At 71.1% G+C, this 26,009-nt stretch carries 24 protein-coding genes; 10 read left to right on the top strand and 14 right to left on the bottom strand.

The genetic code is table 11. The features are described 5' to 3' along the window. Positions 1 to 278 precede the first annotated feature (278 nt). On the top strand, positions 279 to 611 hold the full coding sequence (locus DSC45_RS18160; protein ID WP_119292198.1) for an ATP/GTP-binding protein: 333 nt from the start codon (positions 279 to 281) through the stop codon (positions 609 to 611). An 11-nt stretch (positions 612 to 622) separates the two neighbouring features. On the opposite strand, the gene DSC45_RS35780 is transcribed toward DSC45_RS18160, so the two are convergent. The 7 genes from DSC45_RS35780 to mce form a co-directional block, all read right to left on the bottom strand. Next, positions 623 to 1,504, bottom strand: coding sequence for an ABC transporter permease (locus tag DSC45_RS35780; protein ID WP_240434705.1), 882 nt, complete (start codon positions 1,502 to 1,504; stop codon positions 623 to 625). Continuing rightward, entirely contained in the window at positions 1,501 to 2,655 is a 1,155-nt protein-coding gene (locus DSC45_RS35775; protein WP_240434704.1) for an ABC transporter ATP-binding protein, read from the bottom strand. Before DSC45_RS35775 ends, DSC45_RS35780 begins: the two co-directional genes overlap by 4 nt. Positions 2,656 to 2,821: 166 nt before the next feature. Then, the gene (locus tag DSC45_RS18150; protein WP_119292196.1) at positions 2,822 to 3,592 is read right to left on the bottom strand and encodes an ABC transporter permease; all 771 of its coding nucleotides are present in this window, start codon (positions 3,590 to 3,592) and stop codon (positions 2,822 to 2,824) included. A 3-nt stretch (positions 3,593 to 3,595) separates the two neighbouring features. After that, positions 3,596 to 4,633 carry an ATP-binding cassette domain-containing protein gene (locus tag DSC45_RS18145; RefSeq protein WP_240434703.1) on the bottom strand — a complete coding sequence of 346 codons (1,038 nt, stop codon included), beginning with the start codon at positions 4,631 to 4,633 and terminating at the stop codon, positions 3,596 to 3,598. A gap of 159 nt (positions 4,634 to 4,792) precedes the next feature. After that, entirely contained in the window at positions 4,793 to 5,731 is a 939-nt protein-coding gene (locus DSC45_RS18140; protein WP_119292194.1) for a coiled-coil domain-containing protein, read from the bottom strand. A gap of 243 nt (positions 5,732 to 5,974) precedes the next feature. Next, the gene (gene scy / locus DSC45_RS18135; RefSeq protein WP_119292192.1) at positions 5,975 to 9,736 is read right to left on the bottom strand and encodes a polarized growth protein Scy; all 3,762 of its coding nucleotides are present in this window, start codon (positions 9,734 to 9,736) and stop codon (positions 5,975 to 5,977) included. 299 nt (positions 9,737 to 10,035) lie between these two features. After that, the gene (gene mce, locus DSC45_RS18130) at positions 10,036 to 10,506 is read right to left on the bottom strand and encodes a methylmalonyl-CoA epimerase (RefSeq protein ID WP_119292190.1); all 471 of its coding nucleotides are present in this window, start codon (positions 10,504 to 10,506) and stop codon (positions 10,036 to 10,038) included. A gap of 135 nt (positions 10,507 to 10,641) precedes the next feature. On the opposite strand from mce, the gene DSC45_RS18125 reads away from it, so the two are divergent. Both DSC45_RS18125 and meaB read left to right on the top strand, forming a co-directional pair. Next, entirely contained in the window at positions 10,642 to 11,844 is a 1,203-nt protein-coding gene (locus tag DSC45_RS18125; protein ID WP_119292188.1) for an acetyl-CoA C-acetyltransferase, read from the top strand. 144 nt (positions 11,845 to 11,988) lie between these two features. Then, entirely contained in the window at positions 11,989 to 12,969 is a 981-nt protein-coding gene (meaB, locus tag DSC45_RS18120; RefSeq protein ID WP_119292186.1) for a methylmalonyl Co-A mutase-associated GTPase MeaB, read from the top strand. 120 nt (positions 12,970 to 13,089) lie between these two features. On the opposite strand, the gene DSC45_RS18115 is transcribed toward meaB, so the two are convergent. Next, positions 13,090 to 13,587, bottom strand: a complete 498-nt coding sequence (locus DSC45_RS18115) for a PepSY domain-containing protein (RefSeq protein ID WP_119292184.1) — start codon at positions 13,585 to 13,587, stop codon at positions 13,090 to 13,092. Positions 13,588 to 13,704: 117 nt separating this feature from the next. On the opposite strand from DSC45_RS18115, the gene DSC45_RS18110 reads away from it, so the two are divergent. Both DSC45_RS18110 and DSC45_RS18105 read left to right on the top strand, forming a co-directional pair. Then, on the top strand, positions 13,705 to 14,388 hold the full coding sequence (locus tag DSC45_RS18110) for a response regulator transcription factor (protein WP_119292182.1): 684 nt from the start codon (positions 13,705 to 13,707) through the stop codon (positions 14,386 to 14,388). Continuing rightward, positions 14,385 to 15,881, top strand: coding sequence for a sensor histidine kinase (locus tag DSC45_RS18105; protein WP_119292180.1), 1,497 nt, complete (start codon positions 14,385 to 14,387; stop codon positions 15,879 to 15,881). Before DSC45_RS18110 ends, DSC45_RS18105 begins: the two co-directional genes overlap by 4 nt. A 27-nt stretch (positions 15,882 to 15,908) precedes the next feature. Here the strand turns inward: DSC45_RS18105 and DSC45_RS18100 are convergent, their stop codons facing one another. From DSC45_RS18100 to DSC45_RS18085, 4 genes are all read right to left on the bottom strand, one after another. Beyond that, positions 15,909 to 16,385: a MarR family winged helix-turn-helix transcriptional regulator gene (locus tag DSC45_RS18100; protein WP_119292178.1), complete on the bottom strand. Its 477-nt coding sequence runs from the start codon at positions 16,383 to 16,385 to the stop codon at positions 15,909 to 15,911. Positions 16,386 to 16,526: 141 nt separating this feature from the next. Further along, positions 16,527 to 17,294, bottom strand: a complete 768-nt coding sequence (locus DSC45_RS18095) for an AIM24 family protein (protein WP_119292176.1) — start codon at positions 17,292 to 17,294, stop codon at positions 16,527 to 16,529. Next, the gene (locus DSC45_RS18090; protein WP_119292174.1) at positions 17,291 to 17,941 is read right to left on the bottom strand and encodes an AIM24 family protein; all 651 of its coding nucleotides are present in this window, start codon (positions 17,939 to 17,941) and stop codon (positions 17,291 to 17,293) included. Before DSC45_RS18090 ends, DSC45_RS18095 begins: the two co-directional genes overlap by 4 nt. A gap of 1 nt (position 17,942) precedes the next feature. Further along, positions 17,943 to 18,581 carry an AIM24 family protein gene (locus DSC45_RS18085; protein WP_119292173.1) on the bottom strand — a complete coding sequence of 213 codons (639 nt, stop codon included), beginning with the start codon at positions 18,579 to 18,581 and terminating at the stop codon, positions 17,943 to 17,945. Positions 18,582 to 18,679: 98 nt separating this feature from the next. On the opposite strand from DSC45_RS18085, the gene DSC45_RS18080 reads away from it, so the two are divergent. The 3 genes from DSC45_RS18080 to DSC45_RS18070 all read left to right on the top strand — a co-directional run bounded on the left by DSC45_RS18080 (position 18,680) and on the right by DSC45_RS18070 (position 21,856). Beyond that, positions 18,680 to 19,024 (top strand): DUF3817 domain-containing protein, encoded by a 345-nt coding sequence (locus DSC45_RS18080; RefSeq protein ID WP_119292171.1) that lies wholly within the window; start codon positions 18,680 to 18,682, stop codon positions 19,022 to 19,024. Positions 19,025 to 19,465: 441 nt separating this feature from the next. Then, positions 19,466 to 21,256, top strand: coding sequence for a glycosyltransferase family 2 protein (locus DSC45_RS18075; protein WP_119292169.1), 1,791 nt, complete (start codon positions 19,466 to 19,468; stop codon positions 21,254 to 21,256). An 81-nt stretch (positions 21,257 to 21,337) separates the two neighbouring features. Further along, a complete protein-coding gene (locus tag DSC45_RS18070) occupies positions 21,338 to 21,856 on the top strand; it encodes a DUF1203 domain-containing protein (protein WP_119292167.1) in 519 nt (172 codons plus the stop codon). Positions 21,857 to 21,883: 27 nt separating this feature from the next. On the opposite strand, the gene DSC45_RS18065 is transcribed toward DSC45_RS18070, so the two are convergent. Both DSC45_RS18065 and DSC45_RS18060 read right to left on the bottom strand, forming a co-directional pair. Beyond that, entirely contained in the window at positions 21,884 to 22,918 is a 1,035-nt protein-coding gene (locus DSC45_RS18065; RefSeq protein ID WP_119292166.1) for a glycoside hydrolase family 6 protein, read from the bottom strand. A 76-nt stretch (positions 22,919 to 22,994) separates the two neighbouring features. Beyond that, a complete protein-coding gene (locus DSC45_RS18060) occupies positions 22,995 to 24,020 on the bottom strand; it encodes an ArsR/SmtB family transcription factor (protein WP_119292164.1) in 1,026 nt (341 codons plus the stop codon). A 168-nt stretch (positions 24,021 to 24,188) separates the two neighbouring features. Between DSC45_RS18060 and DSC45_RS18055 the strand changes: the two genes are divergently transcribed. Beyond that, positions 24,189 to 25,445 (top strand): MFS transporter, encoded by a 1,257-nt coding sequence (locus DSC45_RS18055; protein ID WP_119292352.1) that lies wholly within the window; start codon positions 24,189 to 24,191, stop codon positions 25,443 to 25,445. Positions 25,446 to 25,455: 10 nt separating this feature from the next. Beyond that, a complete protein-coding gene (locus DSC45_RS18050) occupies positions 25,456 to 25,965 on the top strand; it encodes a MarR family winged helix-turn-helix transcriptional regulator (protein WP_119292162.1) in 510 nt (169 codons plus the stop codon). Positions 25,966 to 26,009 lie beyond the last annotated feature (44 nt).

Here is a 26,009-nt window from a genome sequence, read left to right as displayed (position 1 = left end):
GCGGCCTCCCCTGTGGGCAATAACGCGTGACACGTGCCAAAGGCACGGCCTGGCAAGCAGGTTGGCCCATTTTCCGATGAGTGGCGCCCCCTCGGCACTCGTCGGAGTGCTTCGGAGCCCGCGGGCGCGAAGGCCTTGGGGCGCGCCGACCAGCGCGTGACACGGGGCACGGCTGGGGTGGGCGCTCCCTGAGGGGCGCCCGGTAGGACGTGTACCCGCAGGCGCGCCGCGTAGGCTGGACAATCCACTCGTCCCCCGGACAGCCCGAGAGGTGTGCTGTGTCTCCGCGCCGAAACCGACCGAAGGTCGCCGGTTCAGCCGGCCGAGCGGGGGAGGAGGAGCGCGGCCGCTACGGCGGCCATCAGCACACGGAGAGCTGGCAGGGCGAGGAGTTCAGCGTCCGGCACGTGGCGGGGGCGAGCAGCGCGGGCAAGACGTACCGCTGCCCCGGATGCGATCAGGAGATTTCCTCGGGGGTGGCCCATGTGGTGGCCTGGCCCGAGTTCGGCGGCGGCGTCGAGGACCGTCGGCACTGGCACAAGTCCTGCTGGAACGCGAGGGACCGCCGCACCACGCGGGTGCAGCGGTCCCGTAACGCGCCGAGGTTCTGAGCTCCGGCGGGTCAGACGTCGCGCGACTCGAGCCGGATAAAGGCGCCGACGATCGCGGCGACCGTGATGCCGGCGAGCAGCCACAGCTGCGGGGTGCCGCCGCCGCTGCCGGACTCCAGCTGGAAGACCTTGGCCAGTGAGTTCGGCGCGTTGTACTCGAGCATCTTCTCGCCGATGTCGCGGGTCGACTCGGAGATCATCAGGAACGCGGGAAGGATCGCCGGCACCAGGACCAGGCCCAGCATCGCGGTGATCGCCCCTGCCGAGTGCCGCAGCAACGCGCCCACGGCGAGGGCGAGTACGCCGAGCAGCGAGACGTAGAGCGAGCCCTTGAGGAGGGTGCCGCCCATCGGCACCGACTCGACCGAGCCGTCGTCGTGCATCCCCGAGGTGAACAGGCCGACCAGGCCGATGGCCAGCGCGGAGACCGTGAAGGCGACCACGAAGAAGACCAGGAACTTCGCGGCGAGCACCCGGGAGCGCTGCGGCGACGCGGTCATCGTCGTGCGGATCATGCCGGTGCCGTACTCCGAGGAGACGACCAGGACGCCGAGCGTGATCAGGCAGATCTGGCCGAGGATCAGCCCGAAGAACGCCGGCAGGGTGTACGGCACCTCGGCGTAGTCCTGCGCCTTGGTGTTGGCCGCGATGATCAGGCCGGTGCCGACCACCAGGAGCAGGAAGATGGTGATCGTCCACACCGTCGAGCGGACGGAACGGATCTTCGTCCACTCCGAGACGATCGCGTTCCCGAGGTGGGTGCGCTTGATCGGGATCGGTGAGGTGTAGGCGGCGCCCGGCAGGCCCTGCCCGTGGTCGTACGGAGCGCCCTGCTGCGGTGCGCCCTGCGGGGGCACGGGCGACGGTGCCTGCTGCGGGTGCGGCGTGCTCATCGGGAGTCCTCGTTGTCCGTGTGCGGGGTCGGGGCGGGGGCCTGTGCGGCGTACGGGCCGGGGCCCGCGGGAGCGCCGTACGGCTGGCCGGGTGCGCCCTGCGGCATCGTGAACGGCTGACCACCCTGCTGCGGCGGCGGGGGCGCGTACCAGCCGGGCTGGTCATGTCCCGGCACGGGCGGGGCGTACGGTTCCTGCGGTCCGGCCGGCTGCTGCAGCCCGGCACGCTGGTCGGTGGTCGAGCGGTAGTCGACGGCGCCCTGCGTCATGCGCATGTACGCCTCCTCGAGCGAGGCCTGGTGCGGGGACAGCTCCCACAGGCGGACGCCGGCCGCGTGCGCGACGTCGCTGATGCGGGGGAGCGGCAGACCGGTGACGCGGAGCGCGCCGTCCTGCTCGGGCAGCACCTGACCGCCGGACTCGGTGAGCGCGGCGGTCAGTTTCTCGCGCGCCTGCGGGTCGGGGTCCGGTGTGCGGACCCGGGCGAAGTCGGCGGAGTTGGCCGAGATGAACGCCTTGACGCTCATGTCGGCGAGCAGCTGCCCGCGGCCGATCACGATCAAGTGCTCGGCGGTGAGCGCCATTTCGCTCATCAGGTGCGAGGAGACGAAGACCGTACGGCCCTCGGCGGCCAGCTGCTTCATCAGGTTGCGGACCCAGAGGATGCCCTCCGGGTCGAGGCCGTTGACCGGCTCGTCGAAGAGGAGTACCTGCGGGTCGCCGAGCAGTGCGGCGGCGATGCCGAGCCGCTGGCCCATGCCGAGCGAGAAGCCCTTGGATCGCTTTTTGGCCACGTCCTGGAGGCCGACCACGCCGAGTACCTCGTCGACCCGGCGGGCCGGGATGCCGGACAGCTGGGCCAGGCTGAGCAGGTGGTTGCGTGCGTGTCGGCCGCCGTGCACGGCCTTGGCGTCGAGCAGGGCTCCGACGTGCCGCGGTGCGTTCGGCAGCTTGCGGTAGGGGTGGCCGGCGATGGTCACGTGGCCGGCGGAGGGGTTGTCGAGACCGAGGATCATGCGCATCGTCGTCGACTTGCCCGAGCCGTTCGGCCCGAGGAATCCGGTGACGGTGCCGGGCCGCACCTGGAAGGAAAGGTTGTACACGGCCGTCTTGGCGCCGTAACGCTTGGTCAGGCCGATTGCCTCGATCATGCTGCGCACCCATCGACAGGTCGTAGACGTCGGGGCACTGCAGGCTAGCCCCCGTGAGGGCTAAGAGGATATCCACGCCTTGACGGTTCCAGGCAAACGCAAGGGTTCGTGCGGCCTCGCGGTCACGAACGGAATTAAGCGGTCCGGTCCTGGGTGTCCGTCGCGCTCAGGCGTCCCGCTTCTTCAGCAGCACGTATCCGCCGATCAGCGCCGCGATCGCCCACAACGCCATGATCCCGAAGCCGCCCCACGGCCCGTACGGGGCGTCGTCGTCGACGGGGCTGACCACCTGCATGATCTTCAGGCCCGCCTGGTCGGGGAGGAACTGTCCGATCTTCTCGGTGGCCGAGACGTTCCCGAGAATGTTGGAGATCAGGAAGAAGAACGGCATCAGGATGCCGAGCGACAGCATCGGACTGCGCAGCATCGCCGCGACGCCCATGGAGAACACCGCGATCAGCGTCATGTAGAGCCCCGCGCCGATCACCGCCCGGAGCACCCCCGGGTCACCGATCGACACCTTGTGCTCGCCCATAACGGCCTGCCCGACGAAGAAGGCGATGAAGGCGGTGATCAGGCTGACGACCAGGGCGAGCGCGGTGGCCACAACGATCTTGCAGAACAGGAAGGTGCCGCGCTGCGGCACGGCGGAGAGCGAGGTCCGGATCATCCCCGTGCTGTACTCGTTCGCCACCACCAGCACGCCGAAGACGATCATCGCGAGCTGGCCGAGCCCCATGCCCGCGAAACTGATGGCCGTGGCGTCGAACGCGACCCGGTCCTTCGCACCGAGATTGTCGAAGTCGTTCGAGGCGAGCAGGCTGATCAGGAAACCGAGGCCGATCGAGACCAGCGCGGCGAGGCCGAGCGTCCATACCGTGGACGAGACCGACCGGATCTTCGTCCACTCCGACCGGAGAACCTGTGTGGCTGCCATCCGTCAGGCCCCCTCGTTCTTCCGCGACCGCTGCTGATTCCACTGCTCGCCCCAGCCCGGCGCGGGCCCCGCGCCTCCCGGCGGCGGGGGTGCGTCGGTCCAGGTCGCGCCCGCGCCGGACTGCGACGAGGCCGGGTCCGAGTGCGCGTGGTACTCGACCGACTCCGCGGTGAGCTGCATGAAGGCCTCCTCGAGCGAGGCCTGCTGCGGGCTGAGCTCGTGCAGGACGAGCTGAGCGCCTGCGGCGAGTTCGCCGAGCCGGTCGGCGCCGACGCCGTCCACCTCGAGCGTGCCGTTGCCGGCCTCGATCACGGTGATCCCCTCGGCGTGCAGTACGTCCCGCAGCCGCTCCTGCTGCGGCGAGCGCAGCCGTACGTAACTGCGGGAGTTGGCGCGGATGAAGTCGGCCATCGAGGTGTCCGCGAGCAGCTTGCCCTGGCCGATGACCACCAGATGGTCGGCCGTCAGGGCCATCTCGCTCATCAGGTGCGAGGAGACGAAGACGGTACGGCCCTGGGAGGCGAGCCCCTTCATCAGATTGCGGATCCAGTGGATGCCCTCGGGGTCGAGGCCGTTGACCGGCTCGTCGAACATCAGGATCTGCGGATCGCCGAGCAGCGCGCCGGCGATGCCGAGCCGCTGGCCCATGCCGAGCGAGAAGCCCTTGGCCTTCTTCCTGGCGACCGCCGTCAGACCGACCGTGTCGAGCACCTCGTGCACGCGTGCGCGCGGGATTCCGTTGGACTGCGCGAGGCACAGGAGGTGGTTGAAGGCGTTGCGGCCGCCGTGCATGGCCTTGGCGTCGAGGAGGGCGCCGATGTACGTCATCGGGTCCTTGAGCTGGTCGTAGTGCAGACCGTCGATCCGTACGTCGCCCGCGCTCGGGTGGTCGAGTCCGAGCATCATCCGCATCGTGGTCGACTTGCCCGCGCCGTTGGGACCGAGGAAGCCGGTGACGATGCCGGGATGGACCGTGAAGGTCAGCTGGTCGACGGCGAGTTTCTCGCCGTAACGCTTGGTCAGGCCCGCGAGCTCGATCATGCGCACCACGCTAGAACGGGACGAACTGCCCCGCCACCGGGCTGGATCCCCGCACACACCCGTCCCACCCGACGTCCGCGGCGCCCGTACCCCCACAACCCCGCACGCACGAACGCCCCGCACCGCCGAAGCGGTACGGGGCGCGGTGGCCCGAAGGTGTCAGCGCGTCTGCTGCGCCGGAACCCCGTGCGAAGCCGACTGCTCGTCCTCGGCGGGCTGGCCCGCGGCGGCGACCGCGGCACCCGTCAGGGTGGCCAGCATCTCGCGGACGTTGGTCAGCTGGGCGTTGATCGAGTCCCGGCGGTTGGTCAGCGCCGCGAGCTCGCGCTCCGACTCGCTGCGGATCCGGTCGGCCTTGGCGTTCGCGTCGGCCACGATGTCCTCGGCCTGGCGCTGCGCGGTCTCCACCGTCTGGCGGGCGCGGCGCTCGGCGTCGGTACGCAGCTTCTCCGCCTCGAGGCGCAGCTGCTCCGCACGGTGCTCGATCTCCGCGAGCCGCTTCTCCGCCTTCGCCTGACGGGAGGCCAGGTCGCGCTCGGACTGCTCGCGGCGCTTGGCCAGGTTCGTCTCGAAGTCCGCGGCGGCCTGGGCGGCCTTGGCGCGGGTCTCCTCGAAGAGGGCGTCCGCCTCCTCGCGCTTGGACGTCGCGTCCTTCTGGGCCTCGGCGCGCAGCGCGGACGCCTCGCCCTTGGCCGTCTCGACGATCCGGGCGCCCTCGTCCTCGGCCTTGGCCTTGCGCTCGGACGCGAACGACTCGGCGTCGTTGCGCACTTGCTGGGCGGCGGACTCGGCCAGCTCGCGGTGCTGCTCGGAGGCCCGACGGGCCTCCTCACGCAGATCCTTGGCCTCTTCCTCGGCGAGCCGGAGGATCTTCTCCACCCTGGCCCCGAGACCGGCGTACGACGGCTCTGCGTCGTTCACCTGCGCCTGCGCGTTCTGTGTCTCGAGGTGGAGCTCCTCGATGCGCTTTTCCAGAGCGGTGATACGGGACAGTGCGCTGTCACGGTCGGAGACGAGCTTGGCAATGCGTTCGTCCACCTGAGCGCGGTCGTACCCACGCCGCACAAGCTCGAAGCCGTAGGGGGAAGTGTCGCTCATGGGGTTCCTGTCGAATGAGACCGGTGAGGTGAGGGGGGTGTTCTGAAAGCCCCGGGCGCCGCGGGTGCCGTACGGGACTTTCAAAGCACCCCCCGAGGGGAATCCTAGGGGGCATTGCGGCGTGTCACCGAGCAGTTGCTCTTTTGATCTGGAGAATGACACCCCTTTTGAGTGGCTGACCCGAAGACCGCTTGCACGTGCCCGGGTCAACCCCCTTCAGTAGTCGATCATTTGAGCCCGCGGTCACGTTTCCGAGGACTTGCCACTCGAACGAGTTGCTCCGGCCGACGCCCCCGCCTTGACCCCAGCGTCCTTGCCGCCGTTGCCTCCGGCGCCCGGTGTCTCGAAGGACTCCAGCGCCTCCAACACGTCCTGGACGCGGGAGATCTCGGCATTGATGTCCTCGCGCCGGCGCACCAGGACGTCGAGTTCGCGCTTGCCGTCCTCGACCAGACGTTTCGCCTCGGCCTCGGCCTCGGAGGTCAGCCGCTCCGCCTCGCGCTGCGCCTCGGACTTCTTCTGCTCGGCCTCCTTGAGCAGCGCCTCCGCCTTGCGCACCGCGGCGATACGGACCTTGCCGGCCTCCGTGTTCGCGTCGGCCAGACGCTCCTTGGCCGTCGCCTCCGCCTCGGCCCGCTGCTCCTCGGCCGCTTTCACCAAGGCGTCGCAGCGTTCGCCCGCCGACTTCATCGTCTCCGCCGACTCGCGGCGGGCCCGCTCGTGCAACTCCTCGATCTCGCCGGTGATCCGGTCGCGCAGCTCCTCGGCCCGCTCCCTGATCGCCGTCGCGTCCCGGCGCGTCCCCACCAGCAGATCGTCCGCGTCCGTACGGGCCTGCTCCACCAGGGAGTTGCCCTCCACGGTGGCCTCGGAGACGAGGCGCTCGGCCTCGCGGCGGGCCACCCCGACCATGGTGTCCGCCTGCTGCTCGGCCTCCGTGGTGGTCTCGAGCGCCTGCTCCTGGGCCTTGTGGTTCAGCTTCTCCGCCTCGGCGGTGGCCTCCGCGACAAGCCGGTCGACCTGCTCAGCGGCCTCCGTGCGGCGCTTGCCCGCTTCCTGCCGCGCCTCGTCGAGGAGCCGGTCGGCCTCGGCCTGCGCCTCGCTGCGCAGCCGCTCCGCCTCCGTCGCCGCGTCCGCCTTGACCTGCTCGGCCGTCGACCGGGTGCGCTCGGCGTGCTGCTGCGCGGAGCCGACCGTGTCCGCGGCCTCGGCCCGCAGCCGCTCCGCCTCGCCGGTCGCCTCGGAGATCAACTGGTCGGCCTGGGCGGCCGCGTCGGTCCTGATGCGGTTCGCGTCCTCGCGGGCGTCGGCCCGGGTGCGCGTCGCGTCCTGCTCGGCCGCGGAGACCCGCTCCGAAGCCTCCGTACGGGCCCGCTGCGACTGCTCGGTGGCCTCCGTACGCAGCCGCTCCGACTCGGTGATCGCCTCCGAAAGGGTGCGCTCCGCAAGGGTCTTGGCGGCCTCGGTCTCCTCCTGTGCCTCGCTCCTGAGCCGGCCCGCGTCCTCGGACGCGCGCTCCCGCTCCGCGTAGGCGTCGGACCTGACCCGGTCCGCCTCGTCCTGAGCCTCCTTGCGGGTGCGCTCGGCCGCGTGCTCCGCAGCCGACCGCAGTCCGGTGATCTCCTCCTGCGCCTGCTCCTGCAGACCGGACACCGAATCCCGCACCTGCTGGGCCGTCAGCTCGGCGGCCGCCACCAGATCGCCCGCCCGCTGGTCCGCCTCCTCGACCAGCCGCTGCGCCTCGGCCTGCGCCTCGTCCACCCGCTTACGGGCCGCGGCGAGCAGCTCCTCGCTCTGCTCGCGGGCCCGCTCGCGCTCCTGCTCGGCCTCGCCGCGGGCCGACTCCAGGATCTCGTCGGCCTTGGCCCGCTGTCCCGCCGCGTGCTCCTGGGCCTCGGCCAGCGCCTCGGCCGCCTCCGTACCGACCCGCTCGGCCGCCGCAGCGGCCTCCGCGCGCACCCGGTCCGCGCTCTCCTGCGCCTCCGTCTTGAGCCGCTCCGCCTCCGCCGCGGCCTCGCTGCGCAGCCTTACGGCGGTCGTCTCGCCCTCCGCGCGGGCTTCGGACGCCTCCGCGGCGGCCTCCGTGCGCAGCCGCTCGGCCTCTTCCTCGGCCTGAGTCTTGAGCGTGCGGACCCGCTCGGCGGCCTCCGTGCGCTGCCGCTCCGCCTCGTCCGCCGCCTCGCGGCGCAGCCGCTCCGCCTCGCTGCGCGCGTCGTTCAACGCGGTCTCGGCCGCGGTCAGGCGCTCCTCGGCCTCGGTGTGCAGCCGGGCCAGCTCCTCGGCCGCCTCGGCCTGACGCTGCGCTATCGCCTGCTCGGCGTCGGTACGGGTCTGCTCCGCGGCCTCCTCGGCCTGCGTCCGTACGGCCTCGGCCTGCTCGGTGATCTCGTCGCGGTGCCGCTCGGCCTCGGTACGGGTGCGCTCGAGTGTCTCCTCGGCCTGCCGGCGCAGCGTCGTGGCGCGCTCGATCGCCTCGGTGCGCACCCGCTCGGCCTCGGTGCCCGCCGTGGTGCGCAACTCGTCGGCGTCCGCCCGGGCCTTGGAGAGGATCTCCTCGGCGCTGCTCGCCGCGCCCTCGATCTCCTTGACGACCTCGCGCCGCGCCTCGCTGCGGATCCGCTCGCCCTCGGCGACCGCCTCGGCCCTCAACTGCTCGGCCTCACCGCGCAGTCGGCGGGCCTCCTCCTGCAGCTCGACGGTCTTGGCGCGGTAGTCCTTGGTGTCGTCCTTCGCCGCGCCCTTGAGCTGCTCCGCCAGATCGTGCGCCTCGGCGCGCAGCCGGTCGGCCTCCGTCTCGGCCTCGGTGCGCAGCCGCTCCGCTTCCTCGTTCGCCGCGCGCGTGGTCGCCTTGGCGTCCGCCTGGGCCTTGTCGAGTACGTCCTCGGCGGTACGGGCGGCCGTCGACAGCTGGGAGGCGGTCTCCTCCGCGGTGACCGTACGGGCCTTCTCGGTGGCCTCGGCCAGTACCTGCTCGGCCTCGGTCCTGGCGTCGGCGAGGGCCTGCTTGGCCTCCTCCTTGGTGGCCTCGGCCTCCTTCGTCGACTCCTGGACCAGGCGGGCGACCTGCTCCTTGGCCGTACGTGCCCGCTGCTCGTTCTCGCTCTCCGCGCTCGCCAGGCGCTTGGAGGCGGCCTCCTTGGCCTCGGCGACGACCTTCTCCGCCTCGGCGCGCGCTTCGCGCAGCGCGGTCTCCGCGTCGGACATCCGCTGCTCGGCGGCCCGGCTCAGCTCCGAGGACTGGCGGCGGGCCGCATCGGACTCGCTCGCCGTCGACGAACGCAGCTGCTCCGCGTGGTCGGTGGCCTCCTGGGCCTGCGTCGACGCGGCGGTGAGCAGCCGCTCGGCGTCCGCACGCGCCCGGCGCAGGATCGCCTCGGCCTCGGACCGCGCGGACTCGGCCTCGCCGCCGAGCCTGCGGCGGGCCTCCTCGGTGAGCCGCTCGGCCTCGGCTCGGGCCGCGGCGAGCGCCTGGTCGGCCTCCGAGCGGGATTCGTCGAGGAGCCGGCGGGCCTGCTGCTCGGTGCGGTTCCTGAGCTGCTCGGCCCAGGCGACGTTCTCGTTGACGTGCGATTCGACGGTCTGCCGGCGCTCGGCCAGCTCCTGGTCGAGCTGCTGGCGCCGGGAGACGGCCTCGGAGTGCAGTTCGGCCTGCATCCTGGCCTGTTGCTCCGCGTGCTCCTGCAGGATCCGCTGAGTCTGGGCGCGGGCCTCGCGCATCTCGCGTTCGGCATCCGAGCGGAGCTGGTCGGCCTGGATCTGCGCGTTCCGCAGGAGCTGTTCGGCCTGGTAACCGATGTCGGCCGTGTCGTAGGCAGGACGGGACGCGAGGCTGCGGCGCGCCTCATGGAGCTTGGCGCGCAACACCTCGACCTGGTAGCCGAGATCCTCGGCGTGCTGGACGGCCTTCTCCCGGTCGGTCTTCAGCCGGTCCATCTCGGCCTCGAACTTCGAGAGATGGTCGGTCTCAGCCTGCCGTTGGCCCTCCTGGCGTTCGTAGCCCCGCACTGCGCGGTCCCATCCTTCCCCAAGCTCTCAACGTTGTTCGAGCAGGGGGTGCCCCGCTCCGGTCGAAAGTCTCGAAACGAGCTCCGCCCATCCGCCGAACGGGGCCCACCGGGGAATGGTGTCAGATCAACGGCGGGGTGTGGGCCGCTGCCCAGACGCCGACCCCCGTACGCCCCCGAAAAATCCGGACCCCGGAAACGGCCGCAGCCAGGGGGCATCGCCCCGGCGCACGGCCGCCCCCAACCCTACCGGGCCGGGTATGCGGAGGTCAGTGGTGCGTCCGGGGCCGATGCGAAGGGCTAGTCCTGTGCGGGGGCCTGCGGGGTGCCCGGCGAGGGGGCCTGGTGCTCGCCGGCCGAAGTGACGAGTTCCGTCAGTACTCCATGGCAGTCCTTGGGGTGCAGGAAGGTGATCCGGGATCCCATCGAGCCGGTCCGCGGTTCCTCGTAGAGAACGCGGACGCCCTTGTCCTTGACGTCCGCGGCGTCCGCGTCGACGTCCGCGGTGCCGAAGGCGATGTGGTGCACGCCCTCGCCGTTCTTGGCGAGCCACTTGGCCACCGTGGAGTCCTCGCGCACCGGCTCGAGGAGCTGAAGGTAGCTTGCGCCGCCGTCCGATGTGCCGTTGATCCTGAGCATGGCCTCGCGTACGCCCTGCTCCTCGTTGACCTCGGTGTGGTGGACCTCGAAGCCGTACGTGGAGCGGTAGAACTCCACCGTCGCGTCCAGGTCGAAGCAGGCGATCCCGATGTGGTCGATACGCGTCAGCATCTCCCCAGTGCAGCGCCGGCACCCCGATTACGCAACGTGCGCGCGATCACACTCATGCCCCGGTGACCGGGCACGTACTGCTCAGTACATTGAGGTAAACCCTCGTTCACTCCTCATCCAAGGGGCCGTGCCTCAATGTCCGGAACGAACAGCACGACTTCAGTGATCGTCGCCGGGGCCCGTACGCCCATGGGACGGCTGCTCGGGTCCCTCAAGTCCTTCTCCGGAGCCGACCTCGGCGGCTTCGCGATCAAGGCGGCCCTGGACCGCGCCGGCATCGGCGGCGACCAGGTGCAGTACGTGATCATGGGCCAGGTTCTGCAGGCCGGGGCGGGGCAGATCCCGGCCAGGCAGGCCGCGGTCAAGGCGGGCATCCCCATGGGTGTCCCGGCGCTCACCATCAACAAGGTCTGTCTCTCCGGGCTCGATGCCGTCGCGCTCGCCGACCAGCTCATCCGTGCAGGTGAGTTCGACGTCGTGGTGGCCGGCGGCCAGGAGTCCATGACCAACGCCCCGCACCTGCTGCCGGACTCCCGGTCGGGCCACAAGTACGGCGCGATCGAGATGATCGACTCGATGGCCCACGACGGACTCACCGACTCCTTCGACGGCGTCGCCATGGGCGAGTCCACCGAGCGGCACAACACCCGCCTCGGCATCAAGCGCCCCGAGCAGGACGAGATCGCCGCGCTCTCCCACCAGCGCGCCGCGGCCGCCCAGCGGAACGGGACCTTCGAGGCCGAGATCACCCCGGTGGAGATCCCGCAGCGCAAGGGCGACCCGGTGCTCTTCTCGAAGGACGAGGGCATCCGGGCGGAGACCACCGCGGAGTCCCTCGGCAAGCTGCGCCCGGCCTTCGCCAAGGACGGCACGATCACCGCCGGTACGGCCTCGCAGATCTCCGACGGCGCCGCGGCCGTGGTCGTCATGAGCAAGGCCAAGGCGATCGAGCTCGGCCTCGACTGGATCGCCGAGATCGGCGCCCACGGCAATGTCGCGGGTCCCGACAGCTCGCTGCAGTCGCAGCCCTCCAACGCGATTCAGCACGCGCTGAAGAAGGAGGGCATCGGCGTCCCCGACCTCGACCTGATCGAGATCAACGAGGCGTTCGCCGCGGTCTCCGTACAGTCCATGAAGGACCTCGGTGTCACCTCGGAGAAGGTGAACGTGAACGGCGGCGCGATCGCGCTCGGCCACCCGATCGGGATGTCCGGCGCCCGCCTCGTCCTCCACCTCGCGCTCGAGCTGAAGCGGCGCGGTGGCGGGGTCGGAGCGGCGGCTCTGTGCGGCGGAGGCGGCCAGGGCGACGCACTGATCGTGCGGGTGCCCAAGGCCTGAGGCTCTACGGTGCGGTGCCGGCCTCCTTCGGGCCGGCACCGGCCGCGTCCCGGTGCCGGTCGGGCCGTGGCGGGTATGCGCCTGGTGACGGAGGCGGCCGGGTGCGCGGCGCGGCCGGCGAGTGACGATCGAAGTGGAGCAGTCATGCAGGACGTCCCCTCTCTCGTGGCGCAGGCGCGCGAGGGCAGACCGCGGGCGGTGGCCCGGCTGATCTCCCTGGTCGAGGGGGCGTCCCCGCAGCTCCGCGAGGTGATGGCCGCACTCGCGCCGCTCACCGGGAACGCCTACGTCGTCGGGCTCACCGGATCGCCCGGTGTCGGCAAGTCGACATCCACGTCCGCGCTGGTCTCCGCGTACCGCCGGACCGGGAAACGGGTCGGAGTGCTCGCGGTCGACCCCTCGTCGCCGTTCTCCGGCGGTGCACTGCTCGGGGACCGGGTCCGGATGTCCGACCACGCCTCGGACCCCGGCGTCTACATCCGTTCGATGGCCACCCGCGGGCACCTCGGCGGGCTCGCCTGGGCGGCGCCGCAGGCCATCCGCGTGCTGGACGCGGCCGGCTGCGACGTGGTCCTCGTCGAGACGGTCGGTGTCGGCCAGTCCGAGGTGGAGATCGCCTCGCAGGCGGACACGTCCGTGGTGCTGCTCGCTCCCGGTATGGGCGACGGGATCCAGGCCGCCAAGGCGGGCATCCTCGAGATCGGTGACGTCTACGTCGTGAACAAGGCGGACCGTGACGGGGCGGATGCGACGGCCCGCGAGCTCAACCACATGCTGGGCCTCGGCGAGGCCCGCGGTCCCGGTGACTGGCGGCCGCCGATCGTCAAGACGGTCGCCGCGCGGGGCGAGGGCACGGACGAGGTCGTCGAGGCGCTGGAGAAGCACCGGGCCTGGATGGACGAGCACGGGGTGCTGACCGAGCGGCGGCAGGTACGGGCGGCGCGTGAGGTGGAGACGATCGCGGTGACGGCGCTGCGGGAGCGGATCGGGGATCTGCACGGGGACCGTCGGCTGTCCGCTCTTGCCGCGCGGATCGTCTCCGGGTCGCTCGATCCGTACGCCGCGGCGGATTCGTTGGTGGAGAGCCTTGTCCGCGGGGAAGGGGCATCGGACCCGACGGGGTGAGTGTGTCCGGCGAGCCAGCTGTCGGCGCCGGCCCCTGCGTCCTCGAACCCCGCAGTCCGCGGGCGCAGTTCGGGCCCGACCTGTGGTCGGGCCCGAGACGGCGAGCAGGTGCGGTTGGGGTCAGAGGATGCGGCCGGTGGACGGGTCCACGTGGACGTCGCGGGTCGTGTCGTTCTTCGTGAGGACCTCGACCTCCCAGACGAGCTTGCGGGTGTCGTCGTCCTCGTCGTCGAGGTCGACGGAGATCGCGGCGCCCGGCGTGTGCTTGAGCGCCGCCGAGATCGCGTCCGCCGCGGTCACCTTGGGCAGATCGGCGTGCCGCACGTCGTCGTCGCGGTCGTCCCGGTCGTCGCCGTCGTCGCGGTCGTCGCCACGGTCCCGGTCGTCCCCGTCGTCGTCCCGGTCGTCCGCGTCGTTCCGGTCGTCCGCGTCGTCGCGGTCGTTCCGGTCGTCCCGGTCGTTGCGGTCGTCCCGGTCGTCGTCATCGCGGGACGCCGAGGCGGAGGCCGATGTCGTCGAAGTGCTGTCGCTCGCGTCGTCGTCCGCGGCGGCGAAGGCGGTGCCTCCACCGACCAGTGCGGCGACGGCGACCGTAGCGATGACAAGGTTGCGCTTCATGGTGGGGTCCTCCCCGAGTCGCAGGCTGTTGACGGGTTCCAATCTGCCGGGCCCTTGCTGAACGCAGCCTGAAGTCACCTGAAGGCCTCTTCAGGTTGGTTCTGCGACCCTGGCCGCATGCGTTTGCTGATCGTGGAGGACGAGAGACGGCTCGCTCTGTCGCTGGCCAAGGGCCTGACGGCCGAGGGGTACGCCGTCGACGTCGTGCACGACGGGCTCGAGGGCCTGCATCAGGCCGCCCAGGCCCCGTACGACCTGATCGTCCTGGACATCATGCTGCCGGGCATGAACGGCTACCGCGTCTGCGCGGCGCTGCGTGCCGCCGGCGACGACGTACCGATCCTGATGCTGACCGCCAAGGACGGCGAGTACGACGAGGCCGAGGGTCTGGACACCGGCGCGGACGACTACCTGACCAAGCCGTTCTCGTACGTCGTCCTGGTGGCCCGGGTGAAGGCCCTGCTGCGCCGCCGCGGCTCCGCGGGCGCCTCACCGGTCCTGCACCTGCCCGGACTGCGCCTCGACACCGCCGCACGGCGCGCCTTCCGTATCGAGGCCGAGGGCGGCCCGGAGGACGAAGTGACCCTCACCGCCAAGGAGTTCGCCGTACTGGAGCAACTGGCGGTACGGGCAGGGCAGTTGGTGTCCAAGACGCAGATCCTGGAATCCGTGTGGGACTTCGCCTACGACGGTGATCCGAACATCGTCGAGGTCTACATCAGCGCCCTGCGCCGCAAGCTGGGCGCCGACCTGATCAGGACCGTGCGCGGCGCCGGCTACCGCCTTCAGGCCGCCCCATGAGCCGGCGCCCCCTCTTCGCCTCGGTACGCGCACGCGCGGCCGTGGCGGCAACTGCCGTGGTGGCCTTGGCACTTGTCGTGGCCGGTGCCGCCCTGCTCCTCTCGCTGCGCACCAGCCTGACGAACCAGGCGGACTCCGACGCCGAGACGGCGGCCCGCCGCGTCGCCGCCCAGCTCGCCTCGGGCGTCTCGTACGCGAAACTCGAACTGCCGGACGGCGAGGACGCTCCCGTGCAGGTCGTGGACGGACAGGGCCGGCTGCGGTCGGCGAGCGAGGACCTCGAGGCGATCACCGGCACCGGCGTCACCGCCGTGCGCCCCGGCGCGGACGCCGCACCCGACGGCGACAGCGACAGCGACGGCGACAGCGACAACGACGGTGACGATGACGACGACCCCGAGCCCGGCCGGATGGCCGCCGAGGCCGGATTCGGCGAGGGCTCGGCCACCGTCGACGGCGACACCGCCGAATACCGTTTCGCCAGAGTCGAGTTGACCACCCGTAGCGACGAGTCCGCGACGGTCTACGCCGGCGCCCCACTCGCGGCCGAGCGCGGCGCCGTGGACACCGCGACCACCGCCATGCTCGTCGGCGTGCCCGTACTCCTCGTGGTGGTGGCCACGGTCACCTGGCTGGTCACCCGCAGGGCGCTGCGCCCGGTGGAGGGGATCCGCCGCGAGATGGCGACGATCACCGCCTCCGAGGACCTGTCGCGGCGGGTGCCGCAGCCGGACACCTACGACGAGGTGGCGGCGCTCGCCCGCACCACGAACGAGACTCTCGGCGCTCTGGAGGCCTCGGTCGAGCGGCAGCGCAGGTTCGTCGCCGACGCCTCGCACGAGCTGCGCAGCCCCATCGCCTCGCTCCGTACCCAGCTCGAAGTGGGCGCCGCACACCCGGAGTTGCTGGACGTCGACGGCGCGGTCGTGGACACCGTACGGCTGCAGCAGTTGGCCGCCGACCTGCTGCTGCTCGCCCGTCTGGACGCGGGGGAGCGGCCGGGGGAAGCACGGATCGCGCTGCCGGCCCTGGTCCGCGAGGAGCTCTCGCAGCGCACCGCGGACCGGATCGACGTACGCGGCGAGCCGGCCGGTGAGTCCGACGGACGGCTCGAAGTGACCGGTTCCCGTGGGCAGTTGGCCCGGGTACTCGGCAATCTCCTCGACAACGCCCAGCGGCACGCCCGCAGCCGCGTCACCGTGACGACCCGAGTGGACGGCGGCTTCGCCGTGATCGGGGTCGCGGACGACGGCACGGGCGTGCCGGAGGACGAGCGGGAGCGGATCTTCGAGCGGTTCGTGCGCCTGGACGACGCCCGCAGCCGGGACGACGGGGGTGCCGGCCTGGGCCTGGCCATCGCCCGCGATGTCGCGGAGCGCCACGGCGGCCGCCTGACGGTCGGCGGGTCGGCGGACGGCGGTGCACTCTTCGAACTGTGGCTGCCGCGGAGCCTCGACGGCGCTGACGGTGCTCCGGCCGGCGCTCGGAGCTGAGCCGGCGGGGAGCCCGCCGGAACCGCGTCAGGGTTTGCCGCGGCGCCCGCGCAGTTTCTCTGCGATCGGCTCGAGGGTCGCCTGCAGGGCATCGAGGTCGGCAGGGGCGATGAGGTCGATGAAGTGGCTGCGCACCGAGGTCACATGGTGCGGCGCCACTTTGTGCATCGTCTCGAGGCCGTCCTCGGTCAGTACGGCGTACAGGCCGCGGCGGTCCGATTCACAGTGCTCGCGGCGTACCAGGCCGGCGTTCTCCATCCGGGTGATCTGGTGCGAGAGGCGGCTCTTGGACTGCAGAGTGGCAGTCGCGAGGTCGCTCATGCGCAGACGGTGTTCGTCCGACTCCGAGAGATTCACCAGGATCTCGTAGTCGTTCATGGTCAGGCCGAACGGCTGGAGGTCTTTCTCCAGCTGGTGCATGAGAAGCCTGTTCACGTCCAGGTGGGTGCGCCAGGCGCGTTGTTCGGCGTCGGTCAGCCAAGGGGTGGCCGTCTCGGTCTCCATAGATTCGATTCTACCTAAAATGTTGAAAGGTGAACGAGTGATTGCGGGTGTGACGCCTCCCACGCGGGCCCTCGCCGGGTCGGTCGAGCGGCTGCCGCGGAGGCGGATGCGCGTTCGACGTCACACTCCGCAGACTACCGCTCACAGCCCGAAGCGACGCTGGAGGTCGCCCACCTGGCCGGGAACCCTCGGTGTCCCCGAGCGCCCCGCGCCCTGGCCGCCGGGCACACCCGCCTGCCCCGGGACCGCTCCCGTCGCCTGGTCCGGCAGCAGCGCCTCGGTGGACTGCAGCAGCACCGTCCCGGCCCCCACGAACTCGAACTGGTGCTCCTCGCCCGACGTCCCGCCGATCCCCGTGAAGGCCCGCACGCCGCCGAGTACGCCGCGCAGATAGCCGTGGTCGTAGTGGTGGCACGGCGAGGGGCAGTCGGCCCAGCCGACCAGGGCCTGTGGATCCACCCGCAGCGGCGGTTCCATGAACACCACCGGGCCGTTGGAGGCGGCCACGAACTTGCCCGTCCCGATGAGCGTCAGGAAGCCCGGGACGATCGACTGCTTCAGCGACAGACTTGGCTGAAAAGCGAGCAGATTGCCCGAGCGAACGGTCAGATTGCCGTCCTCGAGGTCGAACGAGTTCACATCGAACGCCCGGTCCGCGAGGAGCATCTTGCCGCTGCCCTGGGCCACCACCCAGTCGCTCGCGTGAAGGGGCGAATGGAAGCTCGTACGCACCAGGCGGTCGAGCGGACCGTGTCCGATGCCGTGGAAGTCGACCGCCCCGTAGTAGGCGATCATCTTCCCCTTCTGGAGGAACCACTCGCTGCCCTTGAGCTCCACGCAGAACGTGTAGTCGTTGACGTTGTCGTCGACGGGCAGGGTCGACGGGTCGTGGATCACCGGGCCGTTCACAGCTTCTCCTCCGAGGCCTGGACGTACACCGCGCCGCTGCCCGACAGCTCCAGCTGGAAGGCCTCGCCGGAGCCGCGGCCCACCATGTCGCGCCAGCCGAGCGCCGTCGAGAGCTTGTTGCGCACGTCCCCGTGGTGGGCGACGTACGCCTGCGGGTCGACGTGGACCGGGCGCTGCGGGGTGATCGGGACCTCCAGGACACCGCCGTGCGCCATCACCGCGACCGCGCCGTGTCCCTTGAGGGTCGTGGTGAACAGGCCCTGGCCGCTGACCTGTCCGCGGACCATGCCCATCACACCGCCCTGCGATCCGAGGAAGACGGTGCCCTGTTCCAGTGTGCCGTCGAAGGCGAGCAGCCGATCGGCCTCGACGTAGAGGGTGTCCCCGGACAGATTGATCACCTGGATGTGGTGGCCGCCGTGCCCGAACATCACGGTGCCACTGCCCTCCACGGTCATCAGCGGCGTCGCCTCGTTCGCCACCCGGCGGCCGATCATGGACATCACGCCGCCCTGACCGCCCTGCACATTGGGTGTGAACGACACGTCGCCCCGATAGGCCAGCATCGCGCCGCGCTGCGAGAACATCCGCTGCCCGGGCACGACCGTGGCCTCGACCATCTTCGAGTTGACCTCGCGGAAGGGCATCTCAGATCTCCCCGCCGATCGTGTTGCGCTCGCTGGGCTGTACGTAGACGAGTCCGTCGCCCTCGAAGCGGATCTGGAAGGACTCACCGGAGCCCTCGCCGACGAACGTGCGGAAGCTCACGCCGGACTGGAACGTCTGCTGGACGTTCCCCTGATGCGCGATGTACGCCCCGGGGTCGACGATCAGCGGGTACTGCGGAGTGACCCGCAGCACCACCGCCGTGCCGTCGGACATCAGGGCCACCTGACCGGTGCCCTCGACGGTGGTGGTGAACAGGCCGTTGCCCTGTGAGGCGCCGCGCAGGCCGGTGAAGGTGGTGCCGGTGCGCAGCGCGCTGTCGGTGCACAGGAGATTGCTGGACTCGACGTAGAGCTTGTCGCCGGTCAGTGACACCAGGTTGATCTCGGCGGCGCGGTCCGCGAACCAGCAGGTCCCGTGGCCCTTCACTTCCATGACCGTCATCTGCTCGCCGGTGAGCCTGCGGGTCACCATGCCGCGCAGGCCCTCGCCGCCGCCGGTCATCTTCTTGAACGCCATGGTGCCGTCGTACGCGACCATCGCGCCGTTCTTCGCCTTCACGGCGTCGCCGGCGATGTCGACGGCGAGCACCTTGCTGCCTTGGAGTCGGAACTGAGCCACGCCTCGACGGTAGCCCGGCGGGGATCCCGCTGACAGGGGACCTGAGGACGATCCGTACCCTGAAGGGACCCCGATCCCTCTTCACCCGAAGGTGACCCGTGGACATCAAGACCGCATCCGCTCTTCGCCGGCTCCGCCTGGTCTCGGCCCCGGAGGCCGTTTCCTTCCTGCTGCTGCTCGTCTGCTCGGTGCTCAAGCGCACCACGGACTTCAACGGAGTCCCGGTGATGGGCGCCATCCACGGCATCCTCTTCGTGCTGTACGTGGTCTTCTGGCTGGACGCCTGGAACAAGACGAAGTGGGACATCAAGCGGGCCGCGCTGTACTTCGTGCTCTCCGTGCTGCCCACCGGCGGCTTCTTCGCCGAGCGGAAGCTGAAGGCGGAGGCGGAGTCGGCGGTCATCGCGTCGCGGGCTCGACGCGAGGGGGTCGTCGGGGCGTAGTCGCCTCCCGGCTGGGGTGGGGGTCTCCGGGGCTCGGGGGCTCGGGGGCTCGGGGGCTCGGGGCTCCCTTTCCCCTGTGCTCGATTGTTCCTGCCCCGGCGCAGGGCGCCTTGTCCTCAATCGCCGGACGGGCTTGATTTGCTGGGCGCCTTGTCCTCAATCGCCGGACGGGCTTGGTTGGCTGGGCGTCTTGTCCTCAATCGCCGGACGGGCTTGATTTGCTGGGCGCCTTGTCCTTGTTCGCCGTGTCTTGTTCTCGTTCGCCGGGCGGGCCGCGATCCGGCTTGATCGCGGTGGCTCGTCGGGCTGATGTGCAACTTGCGTGGGCCGTACGGGAAGACGTGAGGGAAAAGCCGCTCGCTCGGCCGACCTCAGGTCGACACGCCGATATATGTCCCTTTGTGTGGGGATATCGGTTTGTCGATGAGGTTGGAGGGCGCTGTGCGGCCCGAGGGCTACGACTACGAAACCCACAGCACGCTCGCCGGTCCCTTCCAGGACCCCGGCGCCGGCACCTACCGCGTGCAGTACCGAAAGCTGCTCGCCGGTGAGCCGCACCGAATACGTGCCGTACTGCTGATGCTGCTCGCGCCGCTGCTGACCGCGGCGCTCATGCTCTACCTGGTCTGGCCTTCGCACTGGACCCGGCGCGAAGGTGCCGACAGCTGGCTGGTCGCCCTCGACGTGACGATGCTGATATCCATCGGCTTCATCGAGCTGTTCATGGTCGTCAACGTGGTCTCGATCGCGCACGCCACCCTCGTCGCCCGAGATCCGATACCCGTGCCGCCCGAGCCTGGTACGCGCGTCGCCTTCATCACCACGTACGTGCCGGGGAAGGAACCGATATCCATGGTCCGCGCCACGCTCGAGGGCGCGATGCGGATGCGGCACGACGGACCCTTCGACGTCTGGCTCCTGGACGAGGGCAACGACGCCACCGCCAAGGCCCTCTGCGCCGAGCTCGGCGTCCGCCACTTCACCCGCTTCGGAGTCCCCGAGTGGAACCGCCCCACGGGCGTCCACAAGGCCAGGACGAAGCACGGCAACTACAACGCCTGGATAGCGATGCACGGCGGCAGCTACGAGTTCTTCGCCTCCGTCGACACCGACCACGTGCCGTTGCCCAACTTCCTTGAGCGGATGCTCGGTTACTTCCGCGACCCGGACATCGCCTTCGTCGTCGGCCCGCAGGTCTACGGCAACTACGAAGGGGCCGTCACCAAGGCCGCCGAATCGCAGCAGTTCCTCTTCCACGCGCTGATCCAGCGCGCCGGCAACCGCTATCGCGCCCCCATGTTCGTCGGCACCAACAACGCCGTGCGCATCTCCGCGATCAAGCAGGTCGGCGGCCTCTACGACTCGATCACCGAGGACATGGCCACCGGCTTCGAGCTGCACCGCACGCGCAATCCCGGGACCCGCAAACACTGGCGGTCCGTGTACACACCGGACGTGCTGGCCGTCGGCGAGGGCCCCGCGTCCTGGACCGACTTCTTCACCCAGCAGCTGCGCTGGTCGCGCGGGACGTACGAGACGCTCTTCAAGCAGTACGCCAAGGCGTTCTTCCGGATGCCGCCCGGGCGCTTCTTCAATTACTCGCTGATGCTCGTCTACTACCCGATGACCGCGGTCAACTGGATGCTGGGCGTGCTCAGTTGCGGTCTCTTCCTGTGGTTCGGCGCCTCCGGCACCCAGGTCGCCGCCTCGATCTGGCTGATGCTCTACGCCGACGCCGCGGCCCTGCAGGTCGGCCTCTACCTCTGGAACCGCCGGCACAACGTCTCGCCGCACGAGCCGGAGGGTTCCGGTGGCCTCGCCGGTATGGCGATGTCCGCACTGTCGGCGCCCATCTACCTGAAGTCGCTCGGCGAGGCGGTACTGCGCAGGCCGAGCCGCTTCGTGGTCACGCCCAAGGGCAACGACGCCAGCCCCGACCGACTGCAGACCTTCCGTATCCACCTGGGCTGGGCGGGAGTGATCGCCACCTCGCTCGCCGCGTCCATGGCGCTCGACCACAGCCATGTCGCGATGCGCACCTGGGCGACGCTGGCGCTGGTCATCTCCTTGGCCCCGGTGACGATCTGGGGCTACGGCGAACTCAAGGAACGCCGTGCCCGCCGGGCCCGTGGCACCGAACACGTACTGGCCGCTCTGAAGGCTCCGGAGCCCGAGCGCGCCACGGTCGCCGCCGGGACGACGGTCGGCAGCAGCCCGTCCGGGGGCCGGTGACCGCACCGGCTGGTCCGCCGATGAGAGTTCCGCGTCCGAATTCCGCCGGTCCGGCGGGGTCCGGGCGCGGATGCTCGTCGTATGAGCACCTACCGAGCACGCCCCGTCCCGGCCGCAGCACTCGACGAACTGCGGATACGTGACGACTCCGGTCGACCCCCGCGCCCCTTCACCGCCACCGAGGACGGCGTGCCGATCCACTCCGTGGGCAGCCCGCTGCGCTGCTGTCTGCGGCCGGTGGCGCCCGGCGAGCGGATCGCCCTCGTCAGCTATGCGCCGCTGCGCCGCTGGGCGCAGGAGCGCGGCGCCGACCCGGGCGCGTACGACGAGGCGGGCCCCGTCTTCGTCCATGCCGAGCACTGCGAAGGGCCGCGCGGGGAAACGGAGTTTCCCTTCGCGCGGCCCGGGGCCCTGCGCACCGTCCGCCGCTACGACACGGCCGGACACATCACCGGAGGCAGCCTCCTGGAGATACCCGAGGACGCGGCGGCGGGGTTCACGAAGGCCTTCGACGAGGCCTTCGCCGACCCGGCCGTGGCCCTGGTCCATGTACGGGCCCTGGAGTACGGCTGCTTCCACTTCGAGGTACGGCGACCCTGACGTGGGCCGTGTCCCGCGGCGGGCTGCTCAGGTTTTGCTGTTGCGTGCCAGGTCGAGGGCGTACTCCGGCCACCAGCGCCCCGCCTGCGGCCCGCCGCGGCAGGCGCCGTCGGACTCGCCGGGCCGCTTGATCCACAGGTACGCGTCGACCAGCGGGTCGCCGGTGTCCGTGGTCGGCCGGGTGCCGAGCGCCCGGCCCGGCGGGTTGCACCAGGCCTCACCCGGGGCGCCGGAGAGCGGTCCGTTGCCGTTGCGGCTGGTGTCGATCACGAAGTGCTTGTCACCGACCAGCTTCGAGAGCCGGCGGCCGTACTCCTTGTTGGCCTCGTCCTGCTGGAAGTTGGAGACGTTCAGGGCGAAGCCGTCCGCCTTGGCGAGGCCCGACTGCCACAGCGGCTGGGCCAGCTTGCCGGGGTCGTTGATCCAGGCCGGGTTTCCGGCGTCCAGATAGACCTTGACGCCTGGCTGCTTCTTGAGCCGTTCCACGGCCTCCGCCATCAGCCGGAAGCGCTGGTCGTGGTCCTCGGCCGGCGTGCAGCCGTCCGCCACGTGCGGCAGGGCGTCCGGCTCCAGGATCACCATGGCCTTGGCGTCCTCGATGTTGTCGGCGAAGGCGCCGATCCACTGCCGGTAGAACTCCTCGCTCGTCGCGCCGCCGGCCGAGTGCTGGCCGCAGTCGCGGTGCGGGATGTTGTACGCGACGAGCACCGCGGTGCGGCCGTTCTTCGCGGCGCCCTCGCGGGCCGCCTTGATGGCGGGGCCGGGGTCGTCACCGGCCGGCCACACCGCGGTCGGCTGGTCGGCGATCCGGCGGATCAACTCCGCGTCCTCGGTGCGACCGTCCGCCTTCCACTGCTTCACCTGCTGGGCGGCCGGGCTGTCCGGGTCGACCCAGAAGGGGGACTGCGGGGGTCCTGATGCCTCGCCGACGGCCGCGGCCTGCTCGGCGTCCGGCGGGTTCGTCTGCTCCTCGGCCGAGCAGCCGAGAGCGAGGGTGAGAAGGGCGCACGCGGAGACCACAACGGCCTGCCTGCGGTGCGATCGGAAGAAGCGGGCGGTCATGCGGCCCCCTTGGGCGACGGCGCACGGCTAGAACCGGACAAGCGTTACATGTCGGTCACATTCCGCGCGCGTCGGGTTACTGCTGGTCAGCAGCGTCCCCTGCGTCGATCACCGCCGAACTCCCGCCGGTGGCAAGGGCGATGCCGAGCGCGGTGCGCGCGTACAGCACCTCGTGCCCGTACCTCCGTGAGGTGAGCAGACCCGCCGACCGGAGGACCTTCAGATGGCCCGAGACCGAGGACAGGGCGAGCCCGAGACGCCGGGCCAGGGTGCTGGTGCCGACCGGCCCGTCGAGTGCGCAGAGCACGTCCGCCCTGGTCCGGCCGAGCAGCCGGGCGAGCGCGGCCGGCGCGGCATCGGGCGCCGCCGTCCACAGGCTCCCGATGCCGCGCGCCGGATAGACCACAGCCGGCTGCCAGGGCGGCTCGTACCCGCTGACCACGTTCGGCCAGGCGAAGACGCTCGGCATCAGGACGAGACCCTGGCCGCCGAGGACCCGCTCGTGGTGCGCCACCGGACCCTCGATCGTCAACGTCGAGTCCGTCCACCTCAGCCGCGGGCTCAGTTCCCCCACCACCCGCTCGAAGCCGACCTGCGCTAGGCGCCGCGAGTGGTACGCCACGTCCGCGTCGAGGAGCGCCCGCAGCCGTGGCCACTCCGGTTCGACCAGCAGCCGCCAGGTCCGCTCGAGCAGATCCGCCAGGTCCCGCACTGCCCGCTCCGGGTCCGCGAGCATGGCCCGTCCGATCGCCGACTCGAGCGCACCAGGGGTGTCGGCGAGCGCCAGGGCGATGTCCGTGTGCGCCGCCTCGGCGGACGTCTCCCGTACGCGGGCGATCTCGGCGTCGAAGGACGGCCCGGGCCCGAGCGGCGCACGGCAGAAGAAGTCCGGGGCGTACCCGCGCCGCGGCATCAGCAGCCACATCGGCCGCAGATCGAGCCCCGCCGCTGCCTGCCGGATCCGGCGCAGCCACGGCTGGTGGTAGCCGTACCGTTCGGGGCGGGCGAGCGTGCGGACCGCCTCCTGCGTCTCCCACAGCGGTGACACCGCGAACCGACAGCGCATCAGGTCCTCCGGGCCGAAGTGCAGCTGGTTCGCCACCGGTGGGTCCCTTCTCCTCGGGCACGGCGATCGTACGAACCCCGTGTGCGCGGGTGTGCCCGGGGGTACGCGCCGCAAGCCTGCCTGCTCGCCCGCCTCCCGTTCGGCAAGTTTCGGCCCAGGACGAAAGCCTTCGGACCGAGGGCCGGCCCCGCCACTGTGGTCCTCATGCCGACCGCACCCCACCCCCGGGGCTACCGCCCCGTGTTCGCCGTGCGCGAGTTCCGCGCCGTGTTCGCCGCGCACCTGCTGTCGCTGCTCGGCGTCGTCGTCAGCGAGCTCGCACTGACCGTGCTCGTCTACGACCTCACCGGATCGCCGCTGCTCAGCGCCCTCACCTTCGCGCTCGGCTTCCTGCCGTACGTCGTCGCCGGCACGCTCCTCGCCGGCGTCGCCGACCGCTACCCCGCCCGCCGGGTGCTCGTCGTCTGCGACCTGCTCTGCGCCGGCTGCGTCGCCGTGATGGTGCTGCCCGGCACCCCGGTCGGCGGCCTGCTCGCCCTGCGCTGCGTGATCGCGGGCATCTCCCCGGTCTTCACCGGTACGCGGATGGCGGCGCTCACCGACATCCTCGGCGAGGGCGAACTCTTCGTGCTGGGCCGCTCCTTGCTGCGCATCGTCTCGCAGAGCGCCCTGCTCGCCGGCTTCGGCCTCGGCGGGCTGCTGCTCGCCGCGGTGTCACCGCGCGGCGCCATCGGCATCACCCTCGTCACCTTCCTGTGCTCGGCCGCCCTGCTGCGCTTCGGCACCCGGCGCCGGCCCGCCCGCGCCCGCGCCGCCGAGGACGGGGCGCTGCTCCGTGCCTCGCTGTCCGGCGCCCGGCAGCTGTTCGCCGACCGGCGGGTGCGCGTCCTGATGCTGCTGTTCTGGGTGCAGCCGCTGTTCGTGGTCGCGCCGGAGGCGCTGGCCGCCCCGTACGCCGAGGCGATCGGCGCCGGGCCCGCTGCGCTCGGCCTGCTGATGTGCGCGATGCCGGTGGGGCACATCGCCGCCGAACTGTTCACCGGCTCCCGGCTGAGCCCGCGTACCCGCTCGCGCATCGTGCTGCCGCTCGCGGGCGCCGGGCTGCTGCCGTTCCTGCTCTACGCCGCCCGCCCGGGCCTGGCGTTCGCCCTGGTCCTGCTCACCCTCGCCGGTGCGGCGGCGTACGAGATCGGGCTCGACCGGTGGTTCGTGGCGGCCGTGCCCGAGGAGCTCAAGGGGCGGGCGATGACTCTGATGACCGCCGGCCTGATGACGGTGCAGGGCCTCGGTATGGCACTGGCCGGACTCGCCGCCGAGTTCCTCCCGGTGCACCTGACGGTCGCCGGCGCGGGCGCCCTCGGCACGGTCTGCGCCCTGGCTCTGGTGCTCGAGGCCCGCCGTGCCGGAGCCGTGCCGACCGAACTGCGAGACAGGGCAGACCGACATATGACCGACCGGTAGGGTCTGCCCCGTGCCGAAGCCGCTCAGCCTCCCCTTCGACCCCATCGCCCGAGCCGACGAACTGTGGCAGCGGCGGTGGGGAGCCGTGCCCTCGATGGCCGCGATCACCTCCATCATGCGCGCCCATCAGATCCTGCTCGCCGAGGTCGACGCGGTGGTCAAGCCGTACGGCCTGACGTTCGCCCGCTACGAGGCGCTGGTTCTGCTCACCTTCTCCCAGGCCGGCGAACTGCCGATGTCCAAGATCGGCGAGCGCCTGATGGTGCACCCGACCTCGGTGACGAACACGGTGGACCGCCTGGTGAAGTCCGGCCTGGTCGACAAGCGCCCGAACCCCAACGACGGCCGCGGCACCCTCGCCACCATCACCGACAAGGGCCGCGAGGTGGTCGACGCGGCGACCGCCGACCTGATGGAGATGGACTTCGGGCTCGGGGCGTACGACGCCGAGGAGTGCGGGGAGATCTTCGCCATGCTGCGCCCGCTGCGCGTCGCCGCCCACGACTTCGACGAGGCCTGAGCGTCCGTCGGCTGCCTGCCCGGACACCTCCACCCCGCATCGGG

It is taken from the genome of Streptomyces sp. YIM 130001, from assembly GCF_003574445.1.
Taxonomy (GTDB): domain Bacteria; phylum Actinomycetota; class Actinomycetes; order Streptomycetales; family Streptomycetaceae; genus Streptomyces.
This window is presented reverse-complemented; position numbering and strand designations above follow the sequence as displayed.